This is a genomic window from Kitasatospora azatica KCTC 9699, assembly GCF_000744785.1.
Classification (GTDB): Bacteria; Actinomycetota; Actinomycetes; order Streptomycetales; family Streptomycetaceae; genus Kitasatospora; species Kitasatospora azatica.
On the sequence record NZ_JQMO01000002.1, the window covers coordinates 366,078 to 384,522 of the forward strand.

Annotated in this window: 14 protein-coding genes and 1 pseudogene; 4 read left to right on the forward strand and 11 right to left on the reverse strand. The window is 70.9% G+C overall.

Going from position 1 to position 18,445, the window contains the following annotated elements; translation table 11 throughout:
* Both BR98_RS02180 and solA read right to left on the reverse strand, forming a co-directional pair.
* Nucleotides 1-1,068 carry a succinylglutamate desuccinylase/aspartoacylase family protein gene (locus BR98_RS02180; protein ID WP_232247203.1) on the reverse strand — a complete coding sequence of 356 codons (1,068 nt, stop codon included), beginning with the start codon at nucleotides 1,066-1,068 and terminating at the stop codon, nucleotides 1-3.
* A 2-nt stretch (nucleotides 1,069-1,070) separates the two neighbouring features.
* Nucleotides 1,071-2,207 (reverse strand): N-methyl-L-tryptophan oxidase, encoded by a 1,137-nt coding sequence (solA, locus tag BR98_RS02185; protein ID WP_035839451.1) that lies wholly within the window; start codon nucleotides 2,205-2,207, stop codon nucleotides 1,071-1,073.
* 278 nt (nucleotides 2,208-2,485) lie between these two features.
* Between solA and BR98_RS02190 the strand changes: the two genes are divergently transcribed.
* Complete coding sequence (locus BR98_RS02190) at nucleotides 2,486-3,232, forward strand: IclR family transcriptional regulator (RefSeq protein WP_035839454.1); 747 nt, start codon at nucleotides 2,486-2,488, stop codon at nucleotides 3,230-3,232.
* A gap of 197 nt (nucleotides 3,233-3,429) precedes the next feature.
* Nucleotides 3,430-4,173, forward strand: coding sequence for an IclR family transcriptional regulator (locus tag BR98_RS02195; RefSeq protein WP_035839457.1), 744 nt, complete (start codon nucleotides 3,430-3,432; stop codon nucleotides 4,171-4,173).
* Nucleotides 4,174-4,297: 124 nt separating this feature from the next.
* On the opposite strand, the gene BR98_RS02200 is transcribed toward BR98_RS02195, so the two are convergent.
* The 4 genes from BR98_RS02200 to BR98_RS02215 all read right to left on the reverse strand — a co-directional run bounded on the left by BR98_RS02200 (nucleotide 4,298) and on the right by BR98_RS02215 (nucleotide 10,457).
* Nucleotides 4,298-4,651 (reverse strand): cupin domain-containing protein, encoded by a 354-nt coding sequence (locus BR98_RS02200; protein ID WP_035839460.1) that lies wholly within the window; start codon nucleotides 4,649-4,651, stop codon nucleotides 4,298-4,300.
* A 210-nt stretch (nucleotides 4,652-4,861) separates the two neighbouring features.
* Nucleotides 4,862-6,301, reverse strand: coding sequence for an NAD-dependent succinate-semialdehyde dehydrogenase (locus tag BR98_RS02205; protein ID WP_035839463.1), 1,440 nt, complete (start codon nucleotides 6,299-6,301; stop codon nucleotides 4,862-4,864).
* A complete protein-coding gene (locus BR98_RS02210; protein ID WP_035842506.1) occupies nucleotides 6,298-9,192 on the reverse strand; it encodes an FAD-binding and (Fe-S)-binding domain-containing protein in 2,895 nt (964 codons plus the stop codon). The genes BR98_RS02205 and BR98_RS02210 overlap by 4 nt, the downstream gene beginning before the upstream one ends.
* Entirely contained in the window at nucleotides 9,189-10,457 is a 1,269-nt protein-coding gene (locus BR98_RS02215; protein ID WP_035839465.1) for an aspartate aminotransferase family protein, read from the reverse strand. Before BR98_RS02215 ends, BR98_RS02210 begins: the two co-directional genes overlap by 4 nt.
* 238 nt (nucleotides 10,458-10,695) lie before the next feature.
* Between BR98_RS02215 and BR98_RS02220 the strand changes: the two genes are divergently transcribed.
* A complete protein-coding gene (locus BR98_RS02220) occupies nucleotides 10,696-12,384 on the forward strand; it encodes a PucR family transcriptional regulator (protein ID WP_083975872.1) in 1,689 nt (562 codons plus the stop codon).
* Nucleotides 12,385-12,457: 73 nt separating this feature from the next.
* Here BR98_RS02220 and BR98_RS02225 read toward each other — a convergent pair whose 3' ends face one another.
* From BR98_RS02225 to BR98_RS02240, 5 genes and pseudogenes are all read right to left on the reverse strand, one after another.
* Entirely contained in the window at nucleotides 12,458-13,771 is a 1,314-nt protein-coding gene (locus BR98_RS02225) for an MFS transporter (RefSeq protein ID WP_063774697.1), read from the reverse strand.
* A gap of 274 nt (nucleotides 13,772-14,045) precedes the next feature.
* Nucleotides 14,046-14,117, reverse strand: a pseudogene (gene rpmF / locus BR98_RS37345) (50S ribosomal protein L32); the annotation flags it as partial.
* Nucleotides 14,118-14,211: 94 nt separating this feature from the next.
* Nucleotides 14,212-15,321: a polysaccharide deacetylase family protein gene (locus BR98_RS02230; protein ID WP_157537324.1), complete on the reverse strand. Its 1,110-nt coding sequence runs from the start codon at nucleotides 15,319-15,321 to the stop codon at nucleotides 14,212-14,214.
* Entirely contained in the window at nucleotides 15,318-16,067 is a 750-nt protein-coding gene (locus tag BR98_RS02235; protein ID WP_035839468.1) for a TIGR03943 family putative permease subunit, read from the reverse strand. Before BR98_RS02235 ends, BR98_RS02230 begins: the two co-directional genes overlap by 4 nt.
* Complete coding sequence (locus tag BR98_RS02240; RefSeq protein WP_083976308.1) at nucleotides 16,064-17,077, reverse strand: permease; 1,014 nt, start codon at nucleotides 17,075-17,077, stop codon at nucleotides 16,064-16,066. Before BR98_RS02240 ends, BR98_RS02235 begins: the two co-directional genes overlap by 4 nt.
* 661 nt (nucleotides 17,078-17,738) lie before the next feature.
* Here BR98_RS02240 and BR98_RS02250 point away from each other — a divergent pair.
* A complete protein-coding gene (locus tag BR98_RS02250) occupies nucleotides 17,739-18,242 on the forward strand; it encodes a DUF4240 domain-containing protein (protein WP_051969211.1) in 504 nt (167 codons plus the stop codon).
* The last annotated feature ends 203 nt before the right edge of the window (nucleotides 18,243-18,445 follow it).

An 18,445-nucleotide genomic window follows, 5' to 3' on the forward strand; every position in this document is an offset into this window, starting at 1 on the left:
TCAGGGGCGGGGATCCGCCTCGTCGGATCCGACGCCCGCACCGGGGGTCCGGAGGGTGGCGGGTCTCGTTTCCTGGCCGGGGTCCCACCGGGTGGCGATGGCGGCCAGTTCGCTGCCGGGGGCGACGGTGAGACCGTGCATGCCGTAGAAGACTCGCCCGCCGGCCGGGGAAAGGACCTTGTGCGCCTGGCTGTCGGCCGGGTCGACGATGCGGCCGATGACGTCGCCCTGCGCCACGTCGTCACCGGCGGAGAACTCCGGGTACCACAGGCCGGTGGCCTCGGCCGTGACACCGGCGGCCCAGACCCACTCGCGGATCGGCGCCGGGGCGCAGTCGTCCGGGTCTGTTGCCTGACGCGGCACTAGCACGCCCAGGTGGCGCAGCGCCCGGTACAGACCGTCGACGCGGCGGCGGGCCGTGGCCCCGTCACGCTGTCCGAGCTCGCCCACCTCGACGAGGACCGCCGAGATGCCCCGGCGGGCGGCGGCCGCGTGGCTGTTGCCGCCGTCGGCCTTCAGCCCGAGGATGACGTCCTCGATACCGAAGGACCCTGCCAGCTCGGCCGTCGCCTTGTCGAGGTCCGGGTCGCCGGTGAGGCGGTAGCCGACGAAGTCCCGCAGGACTTGGTCGATGCCGCCGCAGTGCAGATCGATGTAGACGTCGGCGCCGTCGACCAGGTGCGTGAAGAGCCAGGCGGCCAGCCGCTCGGTGGGGCTGCCGTCCGGGTCACCGGGGAAGACCCGGTTGATGTTCACGCCGTCGACAGGGGAAACGTTGAGCCGGCCCTGGTACACCGCTGGGGGGTTGGCGACCGGACAGATGATCACCTGCCCGCACACCTCACCGGGTTCCAGCAGGGCCGTCAGCCGCGCGGCGGCGTCGATGGGCGTGAACTCGCCGCCGTGCACGCCCGCGGTGATGACGACCCGGGGGCCCGGGCGGGTGCCGTTGACCAGGGTCAGCGGGATGTCCACGGTGAGGGTGCCGAGTTCGGCGCGGACGGTGCCGCGTGCCTTGGTGCCGGGCTGGGCTTCCAGGGAGCCGACGGAGAGGGTGGTGTCGTTCATGGTCATGCCTCCGTACGGCCGACGGTGGAGAGGAAATCGATGGGCTGCCGAGAGCCACCGTCCAGCGCGAGGTCCGCGGCGATGTCACCGAACGCGGGCGAGAGCTTGAAGCCGTGGCCGGAGAAGCCGGCGAGCAGGACGACGTTCTCGGCGCCGGGCAGCGGGCCGACCAGCGGGCGGCTGCTCTCGGTGTAGCCCTCCATATAGACGGACAGGCGGGTGGGGTCCGGGTGCAGGTCCGGCATGTAACGGCCGATCAGCTCGCTGAAGATCTCCAGCTCCTCCGGCTGCACCGTCCGGTCCAGTGCGTTCGGGTCGCCGGCCGGGCGGTGCAGGGCGCGCGACAGGCCGAGCTTGACGGAGACTCCGTCCGGGGAGGGCAGGCCGTAGCAGTGCGTGGGGGCCGTACGAATGAAGGCGGGGCGCTCCTGGCCGAACCAGGCGTCGGTGGTGGGCACGTACCAGGCGCTGACCAGGCGCCGGATGTCCACCTCCCACGGCAGGTCGGGCAGCAGGTCGTTGACCCAGGGGCCGGGGGTGACCACGGCCGTGTCGAAGTGCTCACTGCCGGCCTCGGTGCGGATCTCGACGCCGTGCGCGACGGGCACGATCTCTCGGACAGTGGTGTAGCGGTGGATCCGGGCGCCCAGCTGCTCGGCGCGCCGGGCGGCGGTCTGGATGGTCAGTTCGGGGCGGATGAAGCCGGCGCGGCGGTCGAGCACGGCTGCATCGCCGTCCTCGATGCGGTACTGCGGGAAGCGCTTGGCGAGGGCATCGGCGTCGAGCACCTCGTGGTCGAGTCCGTGCTCGGCGATGGACTCGAGGACCGTCGCCATCTGGTGGTGCTCGGTCGGCCCCATGAGCAAGCACCCGGTCAGGCGGCGCAGCTCGCGGCCGGTCTCCTGCTGGAGCTGCTCGAACAGGGCGTCGGCGTGCTTGAGGAGCGGAACGTAGCGGGAGTCCTCGAAGTGCGCGCTGCGGAAGATCCGGGTCTCACCGCCGGCGGCGCTGCGGTCGTGGCCGGGGGCGAACCGGTCGTATCCGACGACCTCGGCTCCGCGGGCCGCCAGCCGCCAAGCGGCCTGGCTGCCCATCGTTCCGACGCCGACGACGGCGACCCGCTTCCTGGCAGCTGACACAGGACTTTCCTTTCGTATCGCCGGAGCGCATGCTGGCCCCGACGTCGGGCTGTTCGTTTCGAGGTGGTTTGGACGGGGCCGGGCCCGTTGAGGCACAGCGCGCAACCGTCACTCTCGGGGTCTCGGGCTCGTCCGTCGGGATTCCCGGGAGAGCCGCGCCGTGCCACATTGTGGAATGCTGTGCTAGAATCTGGCACAGACAATGGCACCGCCACCAAGTGGAGTCAAGAGGTGTCCAGCAGAAATTTCAGGGATGAACAGGGGGAAACCGGATGGAAATGAAGAGCGTCACCAGGTCACTGCGAATCCTGGAGGCGGTCGCCCAGCATCAGCCGGTCACCGTCGGGGAGTTGACGAAGCTCTTCGAGCTGCCGAAGTCCACGGTGCAGCGGACCCTGGTCACGCTGGCAGAGGCCGGCTGGCTGCGCGCCAACCGCACGGACACCACTCGCTGGGAGATCGGCGCGCGTGTCCTCGTCGTCCGACCTGCCGCCCTGCAGGGGTCGAGCCTGTTCGCCGCAGCCCGCGAGCCGATGATCCGCCTCCGGGACGCGGCGAACGAGACCGTCCACCTGTCGGTGCCCGACGCCCTGCAGTGCATGGTCGTGGTGGACCGTGTCGACTGCGACCGCGCCGTACGGACCTTTCACACCATCGGCGACACGTCTCCGCTGCACGCGACCGCCGTCGGGCGCGCAGTCCTCGCCCATCTGCCGAAGCGCGACGTCGAGGAACTTGTCGCGCGGGGGCTGGAGCGCTTCAGCGACACGACCCCCGCCGACCCCGACGAGCTGCGGGCCGAGCTGGACCGGATACGCGCCGACGGCTACTCGATCAACCGTAACCAGTACCGGCCGGGCGTCTGCGCTCTCGCTGCACCGGTCCTCGACGGGGGCGGCACACCACTGGCCGCCGTAGGCATCTCCATGCCCGATTCCCGTTACAACGAGGACCGGGTACTCGAGTGGGGCCGCCTCGTCGCCGGCACGGCCGCGGAAGTCACCGAACGCCTGCGGGGCGCCTGACGGAGGGCCCGAGGGCTCCGCACCACCGAGGGGTCGGCTCCACGCGCCAGCGCAGAGCCGGCCCCTCAGCGCGTGCCACGAAGATCCATGCCGGATTGTGGAACGCTGTGCTAGAATCTGGCACGATCATGCCTGCGGCTTCACCGGGAGTCAAGAGGTCACGGATCCAGGGAACGGATGGGGGCACCCGGATGGAAATGAAGAGCGTCACCAGGTCACTACGAATCCTGGAGGCCGTCGCCCGGCACCAGCCCGTGACCGTGGGGGAACTGACGAAGCTCTTCGGACTGCCCAAGTCGACCGTGCAGCGGACCCTTGTCACCCTGAATGAGGCTGGCTGGCTGCGGGCGAACCGCAAGGACACCACCCGCTGGGAGATCGGCGCGCGTGTTCTCGCCGTCCGGCCGGCCGCGCTGCAGGGAGCCAGCCTGTTCGCCGCCGCGCGGGAGCCGATGATCCGGCTTCGCGACGCACTGAACGAGACCGTCCACCTGTCGGTGCCCGACGCCCTGGACGGCATGGTCGTGGTGGACCGCGTCGACTGCGACCAGGCCGTACGGACCTTCCACGCCATCGGCGACACCTCACCCCTGCACGCCACGGCCGCCGGACACGCGGTCCTCGCGCATCTGCCGAAGTCCGAGGTCGACGAGTTCGAAACGGGCATGCTCGAGGGCTACGGCGAGGAGACCATCACCGACCCGGCGGAGCTGCGTGCGGAGCTCCACCGGGTGAGAGACCGCGGATACGCCGTCAACCAGAACCAGTACCTCCAGGGTGTCTGTGCCATCGCGGCCCCTGTCCTGGACGGTGACGGCGTGGCGTTGGCGGCTCTGGCCGTATCCCTGCCGGACTCCCGCTTCGATCCCGGCCGACTCACCGAGCTGGGGCACCTGGTGGCCACCACCGCCGCGGACATCACCGCCCGGCACCTGGCCTGACGATGGTCCCGGCTCCGGGATCGATCGTAGGGATCGGCACTGGGCGCGGCTGAGCAATGCTCAACGGGTCAGCGGATGTCACCGGGCAGATTGCCGGCGCCGAGGCAAGCGTCGCCCATCGGCGTCACTTCACGATCACGTAGATCTTGCGCACGGTTTCGATGGTCTTCCAAACACCGACGAAACCCGGCTTCATGACAAAACTGTCACCTGCCTTGTAGACCACCGGCTCGCCACCTTCCGGCGTGAGTTCGACGATGCCAGCGAGGACATGGCAGAACTCGAAGGTCTCGCCCTTGATCGAGCGCGTCTCGCCGGGCGTCGCTTCCCAGACTCCCGTATGGATCATCTCCCCGCGGGCGACGTCCTGGGGCCAGGTCATGAACGCGGGGTCGCCGGAAACCAGACGTTCCGGGAGCGGGCCGGACTCATGCGGCGCGAAGGACGGATTGGTGTCGATGGTCTTCAGGAACGACATGCTTTTCCCTTCCTGGGCTCGAGAAGTTGGTAGCCGCGGCCCCGGCCGATCCATAAGCCTGGGCAGGAGACTCTGATGGAGGCGCTGGTTGCCGAGGCCGTCGCTGAGGAGAGGTCACGGGCCGTCCCCCGTGCCCAGCGGCGTGGAAACCGGGCACGGGGGACGGCCCGCCACGGTGCGTGAAGCGGGGCAGTCAGGGCATGACCACCTTCATCGCACGGGCACCGCGAGGTACTGGTACTCCAGGAACTCGTCGATCCCGACCCGGCCGCCCTCGCGGCCTAGCCCGGACTGCTTGACGCCGCCGAAGGGCGCGGCCGGGTTGGAGACGAGGCCGGTGTTGAGGCCGACCATGCCGACCTCCAGGTGCTCGCTGACGCGCAAGGCGCGGTCCAGGCCCTCGGTGAAGACGTAGCCGACCAGGCCCCAGGGGGTGTCGTTGGCCCGCCGGATCACCTCCTCCTCGTCGTCGAACGTGAGGATCGCGGCGACGGGGCCGAAGATCTCCGTGTCCATGAGGCGGCTCTCGGGGGACACGTCCGTGAGCACGGTCGGCGGGTAGAAGCAGCCCGGACCCTCCGGCGTACGGCCACCGACGAGGACTCGGGCACCGCGCTCCACCGCGTCGGCGACCAACGCCTCCACCTTGCCACGCCCTGTCCCGTCGATCAGCGGGCCGACATCGACGCCGTCCCGCGTGCCGGGGCCCACGACGAGCGCGCCCATCCGCTCGGCCAGCCGCCGCCCGAACTCCGCCACCACTGATCGGTGCACGAAGAAGCGGTTGGCCGCCGTGCACGCCTCGCCCATGTTGCGCATCTTGGCGACCATCGCGCCGTCCACGGCCACGTCCAGGTCGGCGTCCTCGAAGACGATGAACGGCGCGTTGCCCCCCAGCTCCATGGAGGTGCGTACGACGGTGTCCGCGCACTGGGCCAGCAGCAGCCGTCCGACCTGGGTGGAGCCGGTGAAGGACAGTTTGCGGATCCGCCCGCCGCGCAGCAGCGGTTCGCACACCTCCCCCGCACGGGAGGTGGTGACGACGTTCAGCACGCCGTCCGGCAGCCCGGCTTCCTGGAGGATCGCGGCGAGAGCCAGGCTGGAGAGAGGGGTCTGCGGGGCGGGCTTGAGCACCATGGTGCAGCCGGCCGCGATCGCCGGGCCGATCTTGCGGGTGCCCATGGCGAGGGGGAAGTTCCACGGGGTGATCAGCAGGCAGGGGCCGACCGGACGGCGGGAGAGCAGCATGCGGTTGCGGCCGTCGGGCAGGATGCCGGCGCCGCCGTCGATGCGGACCGCCTCTTCGGAGAACCAGCGGAAGAACTCCGCCGCGTAGGCCACCTCTCCTCTGGCCTCGGCGAGCGGCTTGCCCATCTCGGCCGTCATCAGGTGGGCGAGTTCGTCGGTGCGGTCGAGGATGATCTCGTAGGCGCGGCGCAGGATCTCGCTGCGGACCCGCGGTGCCGTGCGGGCCCACTCCCCCTGTGCCCGGACCGCCGCGTCCTCCGCGAGCCTGGCGTCCTCGGGGCCCGCGTCGGCGACATGGCAGAGGATCTCGCCGGTCGCGGGGTCGTCTACGGGCAGGGTGGCGCCGTCCGCGGCGTCCACCCAGGCACCGCCGATGAACAACTGCGTGGGTGTGTCGGTCATGAGGATTCTCCTGGTCGGTCGGCGGCGGGATCGAGCAGTTCCGCGAGATGCAGGGCGCGGATGCCCCGGTCACCGGCGAGGTGGTCGATCTGGGTGGCGCAGCTGAAGCCGTCGGCCACGACGACGGCCTGTTGGTCCCGGCCGACGGCGTCCAGCCGCGGTTTCAGGGCCAGTTCGGCGACGGCCATCGAGGTGTCGTAGTGCTGTTCCTCGAAGCCGAAGTTGCCGGCGAGTCCGCAGCAGCCCTCGGCCTCGTCGACCTTCCGTACGCCGAGTCGGCCGAGAAGGTCGCGAGGGTGGCTGCCCTTGAACGTGGCGTACTCGTGGCAGTGGGTCTGCAGCACGACGTCGTCCGGCAGCTCCGGTGGCGTCCAGTCCGGCGTGGCGAGGTCGATCAGGGCGCCGGTGAGGGTGTGGACCCGGGCCGCGACCCGGCTGGCCGCGGGGGTGCCGAGGAGTTCGGGCACGTCACGCCTGAGCGCTGCGGCGCAGCTGGGCTCAGCCACGACGATGGGCCGGTCGTCGCCGTTGTCCAGGCGGGCGACGGTACGGGCCATGATCCTGCGCGCGACGGACAGTTGGCCGGTACTGACCCAGGTCAGGCCGCAGCACAGGCCGTCCTCCACCGTGCACGGGATGCCGGCGTCGGCGAGCACCCGGCTCGCCGCTCCGGCCACCTCGGGACGGAAGGCGCGGGTGAAGCTGTCGACGAAGAGCAAGGCCTTCGCCGGTTCACCTGTCCTCGCCGTGCGCAGGGCCTGGCGTAGCGCGTGCCGGGAGGCGAAGGCCGGGATGCTGCGTTTCGTGGTCACGCCTCCCAGGCGGGCGAGCAGTTTGCCGACCGGTCCGCGCAGCAGCGCGTTGACCGGGCGCGCTGCGTATCCGGCGAGGAGGGAAGTGAGGGGCAGCCAGCCCAGCGAGTAGTGGGAGCGCGGCCTGAGCCTGGCCTTGTAGTGCTGGTGCAGGAACTCCGCCTTGTAGGTCGCCATGTCGACGCCGACCGGGCAGTCGCTGGAGCACGCCTTGCAGGAGAGGCACAGGTCGAGGGCGTCGCGCACCTCGGTCGAGCGCCAGCCGTTCTCGACCAGCTCGCCCCGCACCATTTCCTGGAGCAGACGGGCCCGGCCCCGGGTGGAGTCGTTCTCCTCCCCCGTGGCCCGGTAGCTGGGACACATCACGCCGCCCGCGTCGCTGCGGCAGCGGCCGACCCCGACGCAGCGGCGTACCGCACCCGCGAAGCCGTCCCCGTCGTGCGGGAAGGAGAAGAGGGTCTCGACGGGCACCACATCGGGGGGCGTGTGCCGTGCGAGGTCAGCGTCCAGCCGCGCCGGAGCCACGATGACGCCGGGGTTGAGCAGACCCTCGGGGTCGAAGATCCCCTTGAACTCGGCGAACGCCCGGATCATCCGGTGGCTGTACATGACCTCCAGCAGCTCGCTACGGGCCCGTCCGTCACCGTGCTCGCCCGACAGGGTGCCTGCGTGCTCGACGACCAGGGCGGCGGCTTCGGAGAGGAACCGTCGGGTGGCAGTCCGGCCGGTGCCCGTGGCTAGGTCGAAGTCGATGCGCACGTGGACGCAGCCCGCGCCGAAGTGGCCGTACAACACGCCGGTCAGGCCGTGAGAGGCCAGGAGCTCCCGGAAGTCGCGCAGGTAGGCGGCCAGGTTCTCGGGCGCGACCGCCGCGTCCTCCCAGCCGGGCCAGGACTCCCCGCCGTCCACCAGGCGCGCGGCGAGCCCGGCGCCGTCCTCTCGGACCCGCCACAGCGAGCGCCGCTCGGCCGCGCTCGCCACGACACGTCCACCGGTCATGCGGCCCCGGGCCTTGAGCACGTCCAGCAGTTCGGCGGCGCGGGCGTTCACCGCGGCCGCGTCGTCGCCGTCGAGCTCGACGTACAGCCAGGCGCTCCCCTCGGGCAGGCCGGTGACGGAGTCCGGGCCGCGGCGGGCGCGCATGGTGGCGACGATCGCCTCGTCCATGCCCTCCACAGCCGTGGGGTTCCAGCGCAGGATCTCGGGGACGTCCTCGGCAGCATCGACGACGTCGTCGTAGCCGAGGGTGAGGAGCGTTGAAGCCTGTGCGGTCGCCACCAGGCGGACCGTCGCTGCGGTGACGACCGCACAGGAGCCCTCGGTACCCACCAGTGCGCGGGCCATGTCGAAGCCGCGTTCGGGCAGCAGGTGGTGCAGCTGGTAGCCGGAGACCTGGCGCGGAATGCGGCCGAGCTCGGTGCGGATCGGGCCGAGGTTGCGAGCGATCAGACTCCGTGCGTCCGCTTCGAGCCGGGCGATGCGCTGGGCGGCGTCCGAGTCGTCGGGGTCTGCGGCGCGCAGGCCGGTGCGGTCGGCCAGGGCCCGGACGCCGTCGGCCGTCACGATCTCCAGCGCCTCGATGTGGCCGCTGGTACGGCCGTGCCGCACCGACCGGTTGCCGCACGCGTCGTTGCCGATCATCCCGCCGACTGTGCAGCGGCTGTGCGAGGACGGGTCGGGCCCGAAGGTGAGCCCGTGCGGGGCGGTTGCGCCGCACAGCGCGTCGAGGATCACGCCGGCCTCGACACGCGCGGTACGTGCCTGCGGGTCGATGTCCAGGATCCGGTTCATGTACCGGGAGAAGTCCAGGACGACGCCCGGTCCGACCGCGTTGCCCGCCATGCTGGTACCGCCACCGCGCGCGGTGACCGGCACGCCCGCCTCCCGGCAGGCCCGCACCACCGCGACCACGTCGTCGGCGGAGCTCGGGAAGGCCACGGCCCGCGGCGGCACCCGGTAGTTGGAGGCGTCGTAGGCGTAGGGGCCGGTGGCACCACGGCCGGTCTCCACCCGCAGGCCGGGAGCGGTCTCGGCGAGCCGCGCGAGCAGCGGCTCCAGGGCCGTGGCGGTGTCCGTCATCGCCGTGCCGCTCCCGATGCGCCGACCTCCACCGCGGCCGCCCACGCGCGGAGTCCCTCGTCCACCGCCGTCTCGTCGATCACCAGTGCCGGGATCATCCGCACGACCTGGTTCCAGGCACCGCACAGCAGCAGAAGCAGGCCCTCGTCGACGGCCGCGCGCTGCACCCGGGCGGCGGTCTCGGGGTCGGGACTGCCGTCCTCGGTGACGAACTCGGTGGCCAGCATCAACCCGAGGCCGCGAACGTCGCCGATGGCCGGGGTGCGGTCGGCGACCGCCTCCAGGCCCTGGCGCAGCCGCTTGCCCATGGCTTCGGCGTTCTCCACGAGCCTCTCGTCGCGGACCACGTCGAGCGTGGCGCAGGCCGCGGCGCAGGCGACGGCGTTGGCGCCGTAGGTACCGCCCTGCGAGCCGGGCCACGCCTTGGTCATCAGCGCCTCGGAGGCGGCGATGCCGGACAGCGGGAAGCCGCTGGCCAGGCCCTTGGCGGTGACCAGGATGTCGGGCGTGACACCGAAGTGGTCGTGGCCCCAGAAGCGGCCGGTGCGGCCCACACCGGTCTGCACCTCGTCGAGGATCAGCAGGAAGCCGTGCCGGTCGGCGCGCTCCCGCAGGCCCTCCAGGAAGGCGCGGGGCGCGGGAACGTAACCGCCCTCGCCGAGCACCGGCTCCACGATGATCGCGGCCGTGTCGGCGGGCGAGGAGATCGTCTGGAGGGTGTAGTCCAGCTCCCGCAGGGCGAAGCGGGTCGCGGTCTCCTCGTCCCAGCCGTAGCGGTAGGCGGACGGGAACGGGGTGACGACCACTCCGCTCATCAGCGGGGAGAAGCCGGACCGGAAGCGGGTGCCGGAGGTGGTCATGGAGGCGGCGGCCACCGTGCGGCCGTGAAAGCCGCCGTGGCAGACGATGACGTTGGGGCGGCCGGTGGCCTGACGGGCCAGCCGCAGCGCGGACTCCACCGCCTCGCTGCCGGAGTTGCTGAAGAACAGGCTGTCCAGGCCGGCCGGCAGCACGTCGCCCAGCTTCTCCACGAGGCGGCGCAGCGGCTGGTGCATGACCGTCGTGTACTGACCGTGGATGAGACTGCCGACCTGCTCCTGTGCGGCCGCCACCACCTTCGGGTGGCAGTGCCCGGTGCTGGTGACACCGATGCCGGCGGTGAAGTCCAGGTAGCGCCGGCCGTCTTCCCCATAGAGGTGGACGCCCTCTCCGCGGACGGCCACTACCGGGGTCGCCTGGCGAAGGTGCGGCGATAGGTTCGTCATGCTCGTCTCCCAGCCCAAAGATCATCGGTGATGGATGCGTGCCGGCCCCTCGAGCATCTCGGAGGTCCCGAAGGCGGACAACGAGTGTTGTGTCCGCCCCGGGACCCGGCTCTGGACGAAATGTCAGGCCGGCGCCCTCCCCGGCCGGGGGTACCGTCGCTGCAATGCCCGATGCGACGCTCTTGCGCAGGTCAGGTGCCGTTTGTCAGAGTGACCGGGCACGTATGGAGGCCACGCCGTGAACGCACAGCCCACCGTCCCTCCGCCGGACGCCAGCGGACCCGCCGAAGACGCCCGACACCACGACCGTCCCTTCAACCCCACGGTCGCGGACGTGCTCGCGCTCCCGGTCTTCGCCGCAGGTCTGCCAAAGGTCGTCACCGGCGGCTCCGCACTGGACCGTCCCGTGCGCTGGGTGCACATCACCGAGCTCACCGACCCCGCGTCCTTCCTCAAGGGCGGCGAACTCGTGCTCACCACGGGGATGCCCCTCCCGGAGGAGCGCACGCTGGTGCGCCGGTACGTCGACGAGCTCGCCGACATCGGAGCCGCCGGCCTGGTGCTGGAACTCGTCCGGCGCTACCACCGGCCTCCCGACGAACTGACCCGCGCCTGCCGGGCACGCAACCTGCCGCTCATCACGCTCTCACGGGACGTCAACTTCCTTGAGGTCACCCAGGTCGTCCACGCGCTGATCGTCAGCAACCAGACGACCGCGCTGCGAAGGACCCAGCAGATCCACGAGGTCTTCACCGCCCTGACGCTTCGCGGTGCCACCCCCGAGGACGTGCTGCGCACCGCGGCGGAGACCTGCGGGCGCACCATGGTCCTGGAGAACCTGGTGCACCAAGCGGTCTTCTGCGCGCCGTCCGGCGGCCGGACCGTGGAGGAGGCGCTCACCCACTGGGAAGGGCGTTCCCGTGCGACACCCGCATCCGCTGCCCCCGGAGTGCACGGCCCCGAAGGCTGGCTGGCCGCCCCCGTCGAGTACCGGGGCGAGCGATGGGGCCGCCTGATCATGCTCCCGTTCCCCACACCGGCAACCACCGGCAAGAAGCACCGCGGTCATGAGCGGCCATTCGATCCCGAAGACGTCACCGTCCTGGACCGAGCGGCGATGGCCCTCACCATCGCCCGTCTCATCCACTCCACCACCTGGGAACGCCGGGCACACCGCAACGCCCTCACCGACCTGGCCGAACAGCGGCACCGCTCCCCCGGCGAGGCCCGGGCCCGAGCCGAGGCCCTCGGCCTTCCCCTCAGCGGCAGTTTCCTCGCGGCCCTGGTGGAACTGGGACCCGATGCCGACCATGCCGAAGCGGAGGAACACCTCGCCCAGGAGTTGCGGGCGACCGGCCAGCCGGCACTCATCGGCGAGCTGCGCAGCGGGAGCATCGGAGTGCTGCTCGCATTCGGCCGCTCCACGCCGTGGCGGCCCGTCGTCGAACGGCTCGCCCGCGCGGCCACGACGGTAGCCCCGCAGGCAGTGGTGAGCGTCGGCTCCGAGATCAACGACCTCTCCCACACCGCCCGTTCCTTCCGCGAGGCGTCCCGCGTCGCAGCGGCCCTACCGCCCGGATCGTCCTCGGGCAAACCCTTCCACGAACTCTCCGACATCGGCCTGCGACAGCTGCTCTACTCACTGCGCGACGACGTACGGATCCAGGAGTACGTGGAACGCCAGATCGGCCGCCTCATCGACCACGACGCGCGCCACGGCACCGACCTGGTGACCGTCCTCCACCAGTACCTGGACGCCGCAGGCAGCAAGACCGCCACCGCCCGGCGCGGCGACCTCGCCCGACAGACCGTCTACTACCGCCTGCGCCAGATCGAACGGCTCCTGGGTTGCGACCTCGAGTCCGGCCGCCAGCGCACCGAACTGCACGTGGCCCTGACCGCACTCGAAGCCCTACGGCCCCGCTGACGTCCTCGCAGGCTCTTCACAGGTGGCCAGGAGACTGCTGCTGCGCTCCTGCCGAGGGCTCGTCATAACAGAGCTAAACCCATCCAGCTTCAACCTGAGTACGTGGATCAAGTCGTGCGTTGGCCTTCGGGCGGTTGCCGATTCCGATTGCGGCCACTACGGCCGAAACGGCAGACAGGCCGGCGATGTAGTAGCCGGGCGCGAGGAAGTGGCCGTGCCCGACGAGCCAGGTCGCTACGTACGGCGCGCTCCCGCCGAACACGGCGCTGGCGAGCTGATAGGCCAGCGCGCTTGCCGAGGTACGGACGCGCGCCGGGAACAACTCGGCGAGCGCCAGGATGCTTGTCGTGGAAATGCCGCTGTAGGCGAGTCCGAAGACTCCGACGACGAGGCAGGATTCGAGCACCGTACTGTGCTTCAGCAACGCAAATGCTGGGATGGCCCAAGCGCCCAAGCAGAGTGCAGAAGCTACCGCGATGGGCTTCCGTCCGATCCGATCTATGGCTCGCCCGGCCAGGAGGGAACCCACGATCAGAAGGAGCTGGAGTACCAACTGCACGAACAGGGAGTCGGCGTTGCTGAACCCTGCTGTCGTGACGAGGTATGACACGAGGAACGTACTCATGACGAAGTACGCGACCGATTGGGTCATGACCAATCCGATCAAGATCAGCATCGGCTTCTTCGCTACCTTCAGTGCCTGCACCACTGGCATGGATTCTATGTGCCCTTCGGCCTGCAGAGCAGTGAACACGGGCGACTCGTCCACTCGCAGCCGCAGATACAGACCGACCAATGCGAGTGGCGCTGCTGCAACGAACGGCACTCGCCATGCCCACGAGGCCAATTGTTCCGGTGTCGTCGTGGAAGCCATGACCATTGACACCAAGGCGCCGGACGCCGTCCCGAGAGTGACCGATATCCCGGTGAGCGATGCGTATCGACCTCGCCGACCCGGGGGCGTGTGTTCGATCACCAAGATGGTCGAGCCGGCGAACTCTCCGCCGGCCGAGAATCCCTGCACCAATCTGCACAGGACAAGCAACAGCGGGGCTGCGACGCCGATTTGAGCATAGCTGGGCAACAGGCCCATAACTACTGTACCTGCGCTCATCAACAGTACCGACACGAGGAGTGCTGAGCGCCGGCCGACTCGATCGCCGAGATGACCGAAGACAATAGCGCCCAACGGACGGAGGAGGAAGCTCACTCCGAAGATCGCGAAGGTGGACAACAGGGCGGAGGTGGGGTGGGATTTCGGGAAGAAACTGGCCGCGATAGCGGTCGCGAAGAAGCCGTACAGGGCGAAGTCGTACCACTCCACAACGTTGCCGATCGCGCCGGCCCGGAGCGCTCTTGCTCGTGCGGCAGCATTGCCGTCATTCATTGGACGCTCCCAGCGTCTCGCAACCGTGTTGATGTCACCGGTGTTGTTCTGTGCCAGTTGCTCGGCGCTCGACTGCGCCGTGCCTGATCGGTCTCCGCCCACAGGGCCGGAGTGCAGTCGCCGGCACGATGGAAGACAAAAGGCTGGGCACGAGTTCTCCGATTCGGGCAGGAGCGCGGGGGCGGGAGATGACCCCGGCCCGGACAGGTCGCGGGCGGCCTGACCAGGTAGACCATAGGCCAGGCAAGCCTTACCTAACAAGCTCCTGTTTTGACTGCGGCTGCGTCCACTGGGCCCGGCGGTGCCGCGTGTTGCTGCGGGACATCTTGCGCTTGGGTACGGCCATGGCGGTTCTCCTCGTGAGTGGTGGTTATGCGTGGGTGGACACCGCCGGCCGCGTCGAGCGCTTCCACCGCCGCTACGGGGGCGGGCGCGGCTGATCAGGAGCGGCGCAGGCGCTCCAGTACGGCCGGGTCCTGTCCGTCGAGCCAGTCCGCGAGTTCGCGAAGGGACACGCACCGCACCCCGTCGCGGCGGCACACGGTCCGCATCACGTCCCCGGCGACCCGCACCTGGTCGGCGCCGTCCCCGGCGCGGGGGTCGGTGTCGACGAGCAGCGGTGCCCGGTTCCCGCCGTAGGCGTGCTCGAATGCGGCGAGGTAGTCCTGCTCGCTCTGCCGCTGCCGAACCGGGAACTGCCAGATGCCGTCCGCCTGGACCGGCCAGGAGTCCGCACCGACGTTCGCGCTCCCGCTCGCGTCGTACCGCCAGCCGAACTGCTGCTCGGCAGCGAGCAGCGCGGGCTGCGCCGGTCGGCACGGGGCGCGGCCGCCGGCCAGCTCGCTCTGGTAGTCGAACGGCACCGGAGGCAGCTCGGTGAACCCGGTGTCGGTCTTCCAGAAGCGGACCAGCGAGTACGCCTGGTCGATCTCGTTGGCCCAGTCGTCGCTGCTCCAGTCCGGCGCGCCCTTGGCGCCGCAGAACTGCCCGTTGAGGCCGCTGGCGATCTCGTCCCCGACGAGCCAGGCCTGGCCGAGCTGACCCAGGGTCGCCTTCACCTGCTCGTCGGTCGGGAACGGGATCGCCGCGGTGCCGGGGTCGTGCTGGGGCGGGCGGTAGAGCGAGCGCTTCTCGACCGGCAGCAGGTCGAGTCCGCGCAGGAAGAAGGTCACCTTGGCGTTGTTCGCCTTGCCCAGGGCGCGCACCTGCGAGAGGGAGTGGCTGTCGTCCTCCAGGGCACCGTCGAAGGAGAACACCACGAACTGCGGCGGCTTCTGTCCCGCCGTCAGCTTCGTGACCGGCGGCAGGCCGGGTTGCGGACCGGTGTTCGCGCCGGAGCCGTCGTCGACCAGGGTCACCGTGCCGTCCCGGCCAGTGCCCCGGTCGGGGCTGGAGGAAGCGACCGCACCGCGCCCGGGACGCTTGGCCGGCCCCGGGGTGGCCGGCATGAAGGCGAGGGCCACGGCGACACCCGCCACCACCACGCCCGCGGCGGCGCGGGGGTTCGTCGGTCGCGCAGCGGCCCCTCCGGTCGAAGCGTGCTCGTTCATTCGTAGGGGTCACCCGGCTCAGGGACGGTCACGACCTGCTGGACCGTCAGCGCCGGCACCGCTCCACTGCCGCCCGCCGCATTGCCGGGCTGCCAGACTCCCGTCACCTGGACCCACACACCCTCCGGCGGCGCGCTGGTGCCCAGGATCTCCACCTTGCTGGTCTGGGCGTCCGCGGCGCAGCAGGTGATGGTCAGTCTGGCCAGGTACCAGCCGCCGCCGTCCTTCTTGGGCGTGGCGAAACCGGTCAGCCGCACCCGCCTCCCGGCCAGTGCGGCCGAGGAGTCCCAGACGGCTCGTGCGTCGAAGTCCGCCAGCCGTATCGGCAGCGGGTCGCCGGCGGGCAGCGGCGCGAAGCCTGCGGCCGGGGCCGGCTCGGCGGCCGTGCTGTCCGAACGCTGCGCTGTGAAGGCGCCCAGCGCGTCGGGCGCGATCAGGAAGATCGCCGCCACCGGAAGGACCAGCAGCCAGCCGATCCGGGAGCCGCCGTGGCCCTGGTCATGCCCGTGTCCGTGGTCGTGGTCGTGGTGCTCCGTCACTCGCTCCCCAGCGTCCGGCCGGAGCAAGTCCCGCACCACCGCGACCGCACTGACCAGGCCCGCCAGGACCAGGAGCACACCGGTGGCGACGAGGTAGGGCTGCAGCGCCCGGCGCACGTACCGCAGGTACAGGTCGCTGAAGAGCGTGATGTGCAGGAGCGCGGCACCGAGCAGCACCTGGAGCACCGGCTGGACCTCGCGCCTCACAGCAGCCACCACCCCACGAGTGCCGACATCAGCACCGCGACGGTGAACGTGGCGGCCGAGAACCGCCAGGCGAACGACCGGCCGAAGGTACCGGCCTGAAGCGCGATCAGCTTGGTGTCGACCATCGGCCCCACCACCATGAACGCCAGTCGCGCCACCGGCGGGAACCCGCTCAGCCCGGCGGCGACGAACGCATCCGCCTCGGAGCAGACCGCCAGCAGCACCGCGAGCACCGCCAGCACCAGCACCGAGACCCCCGGCACCCCGGCCACGGACCCGAGCACCCCGCGCGGCACGGCCACGTTGAGCGTGGCCGCCGTCAGACCGCCGACCACCAGGAACCCGCCGGCGTGCAGGAAGTCGTGCTCCAATGAAGCCCGGAACGTCGCCCAGCGGCGTCCCACTCCGGCAGGCAACTCGCGCAGGATCCGCGGCCGCAGCCACTCCGGACGCCCGAACCGCTCCCACAGCAGCCCCATCAGCACCGCCGTGGCCAGCGAGGCGACCAGCCGCGCCGCCACCATCTCCGGCCTGCCCCGGAAGGCGACCCCGGTCGCCACCAGCACCACCGGGTTGATCGCCGGCGAGGACAGCAGGAAGGCCAGCGCGGCCGACGGCGCGACCCCGCGCCTGATCAACCGGTCCGCGACCGGCACCGAGGCGCACTCGCAGCCGGGCAGCACGACACCGGCGGCGCCGGCGATCGGCACCGCGAGCAGCGGGTTCCTCGGCAGCGCCCGCTCCAACCAGGCCGCCGGCACGAACGCGGCCACCGCCGCCGACAGCACGGTCCCCAGCAGCAGGAACGGCAACGCCTGGACGCACACCGCGATGAACACCGCCGCCCACGCCTGCAGCCAGGGCGCACCTCGCCAGGCACCCAGCAGCCGCGACCCCGTCAGCAGGGCGACCATGCCCATGAGCAGTAGCCCCGGCGAGCCCAGCCAGTAGCGCCTGGCCGAACTCGGCGAGACCAGCCGAGCCCGCGCCTGCTGCGAGGACTCGACCATGCTCTCGTTCGCCATCCGAACTGCCGCTCTCCAACTCGCCCGCCCCGGCCACCCGGCCGACCGCCGCGCCGAGTCTAGCCAGCCCACCACCGTCCGGCTGGTCCTGCCCCGGGTGGCGCTGCACGGGTGCACCTGGTCTACGACTCGCCGCAGCCGGGAGCCTCGCAGCAAGTCATGCGCCGAACCCCGATCGGAGGGGCTCAGCGGCGCGGTCAGGCACAGCTGCCCGAAGTACGAGTTTCGCGCCAGTTGCCTCAGCTGGAACCAGCACATCGCGAGGTAGGGCTCGGGGCCGCTCATACCGGGAGAACCGACTCCCTCCGGTGCGCGTCTTCCTCCGGCCCTCAGCCCAGAGCTCCGGCGCCGGACTCATCGCCCGCACCCTGGAGGATCTGCGGGTCTGCACGGGCGACCGGTTCCTCGAACTGGGCGCGTGCACGGGCTACCTGTCCGCGGTCGCCCACCGCTTGCCCCGCCGCCAGGGCCGCCGCCCTGCTCACCGAACGCCGTACGGCGATGCCCCGGTTGCGCGACCTGATGCGTGAGGACCTGGGCAACGGGCCGCTGGGGATTCAGTGACGCGGGTGACTCCTCGGCCTTTCACCCGATCACCGAGAGGTCGGTTGACGGCCTGTCAGCGCGGGATGGCAGGATCCCGCCCGTGCACACCGACGACTTCTGGCACCTGATCGACGACGCCCGCACGGGCGCCGTCGACGACGAGGACCACTCCGACGCCCTGGTCCGACTGCTCGCACAGCTGGCACCGGGGGAGATCATCGCGTTCCAGCGCCGGTACCGGGAGTACAAGGCCCTTTCCTGCACCGAGCCACTCTGGGCCGCCGCCTGCCTGGTCAACGAGGAGGCCGACGACGAGGGCTTCGACCGCTTCCGGGACTGGCTGATCGGCCAGGGCCGCGACCGCTTCGAGGCCGCACTCGCGGACCCGGACAGCCTGGCCACGGCGACGTGGGACGCTCAGTCGATCGAGGACGCCGAGAACCTGGCCTATGCGGCGCCGGACGCCTACCGGCAGCTCACCGGGGGCGAGCTGTTCCTGCCGGACGTGGCGCTGGAGCGGGCTTTCACCGGACGGGCCTGGGGCCCGCAGGACCTCCCCCGGCTGCTACCGCGCCTGGCGACCCGGGTCGGCCGGACCGTCTGACCGCCTCACTCACACCCCGGCGCGCCCGCCCGGCACACCACCGCCCTCGTCGAGGCCAGCGCGGCACGCGAGCTCGCTGAGGAGACCGGGCTCGCCGGTCTGCAGCTGGAGTACGCCCGCACCCTGGACTTCACCAACCAGAACGGCCGCCGGGTCCGACGCTCGGCACTGCCCTGTCGTAGGGGCGAAGGGGGGTGCGCTTC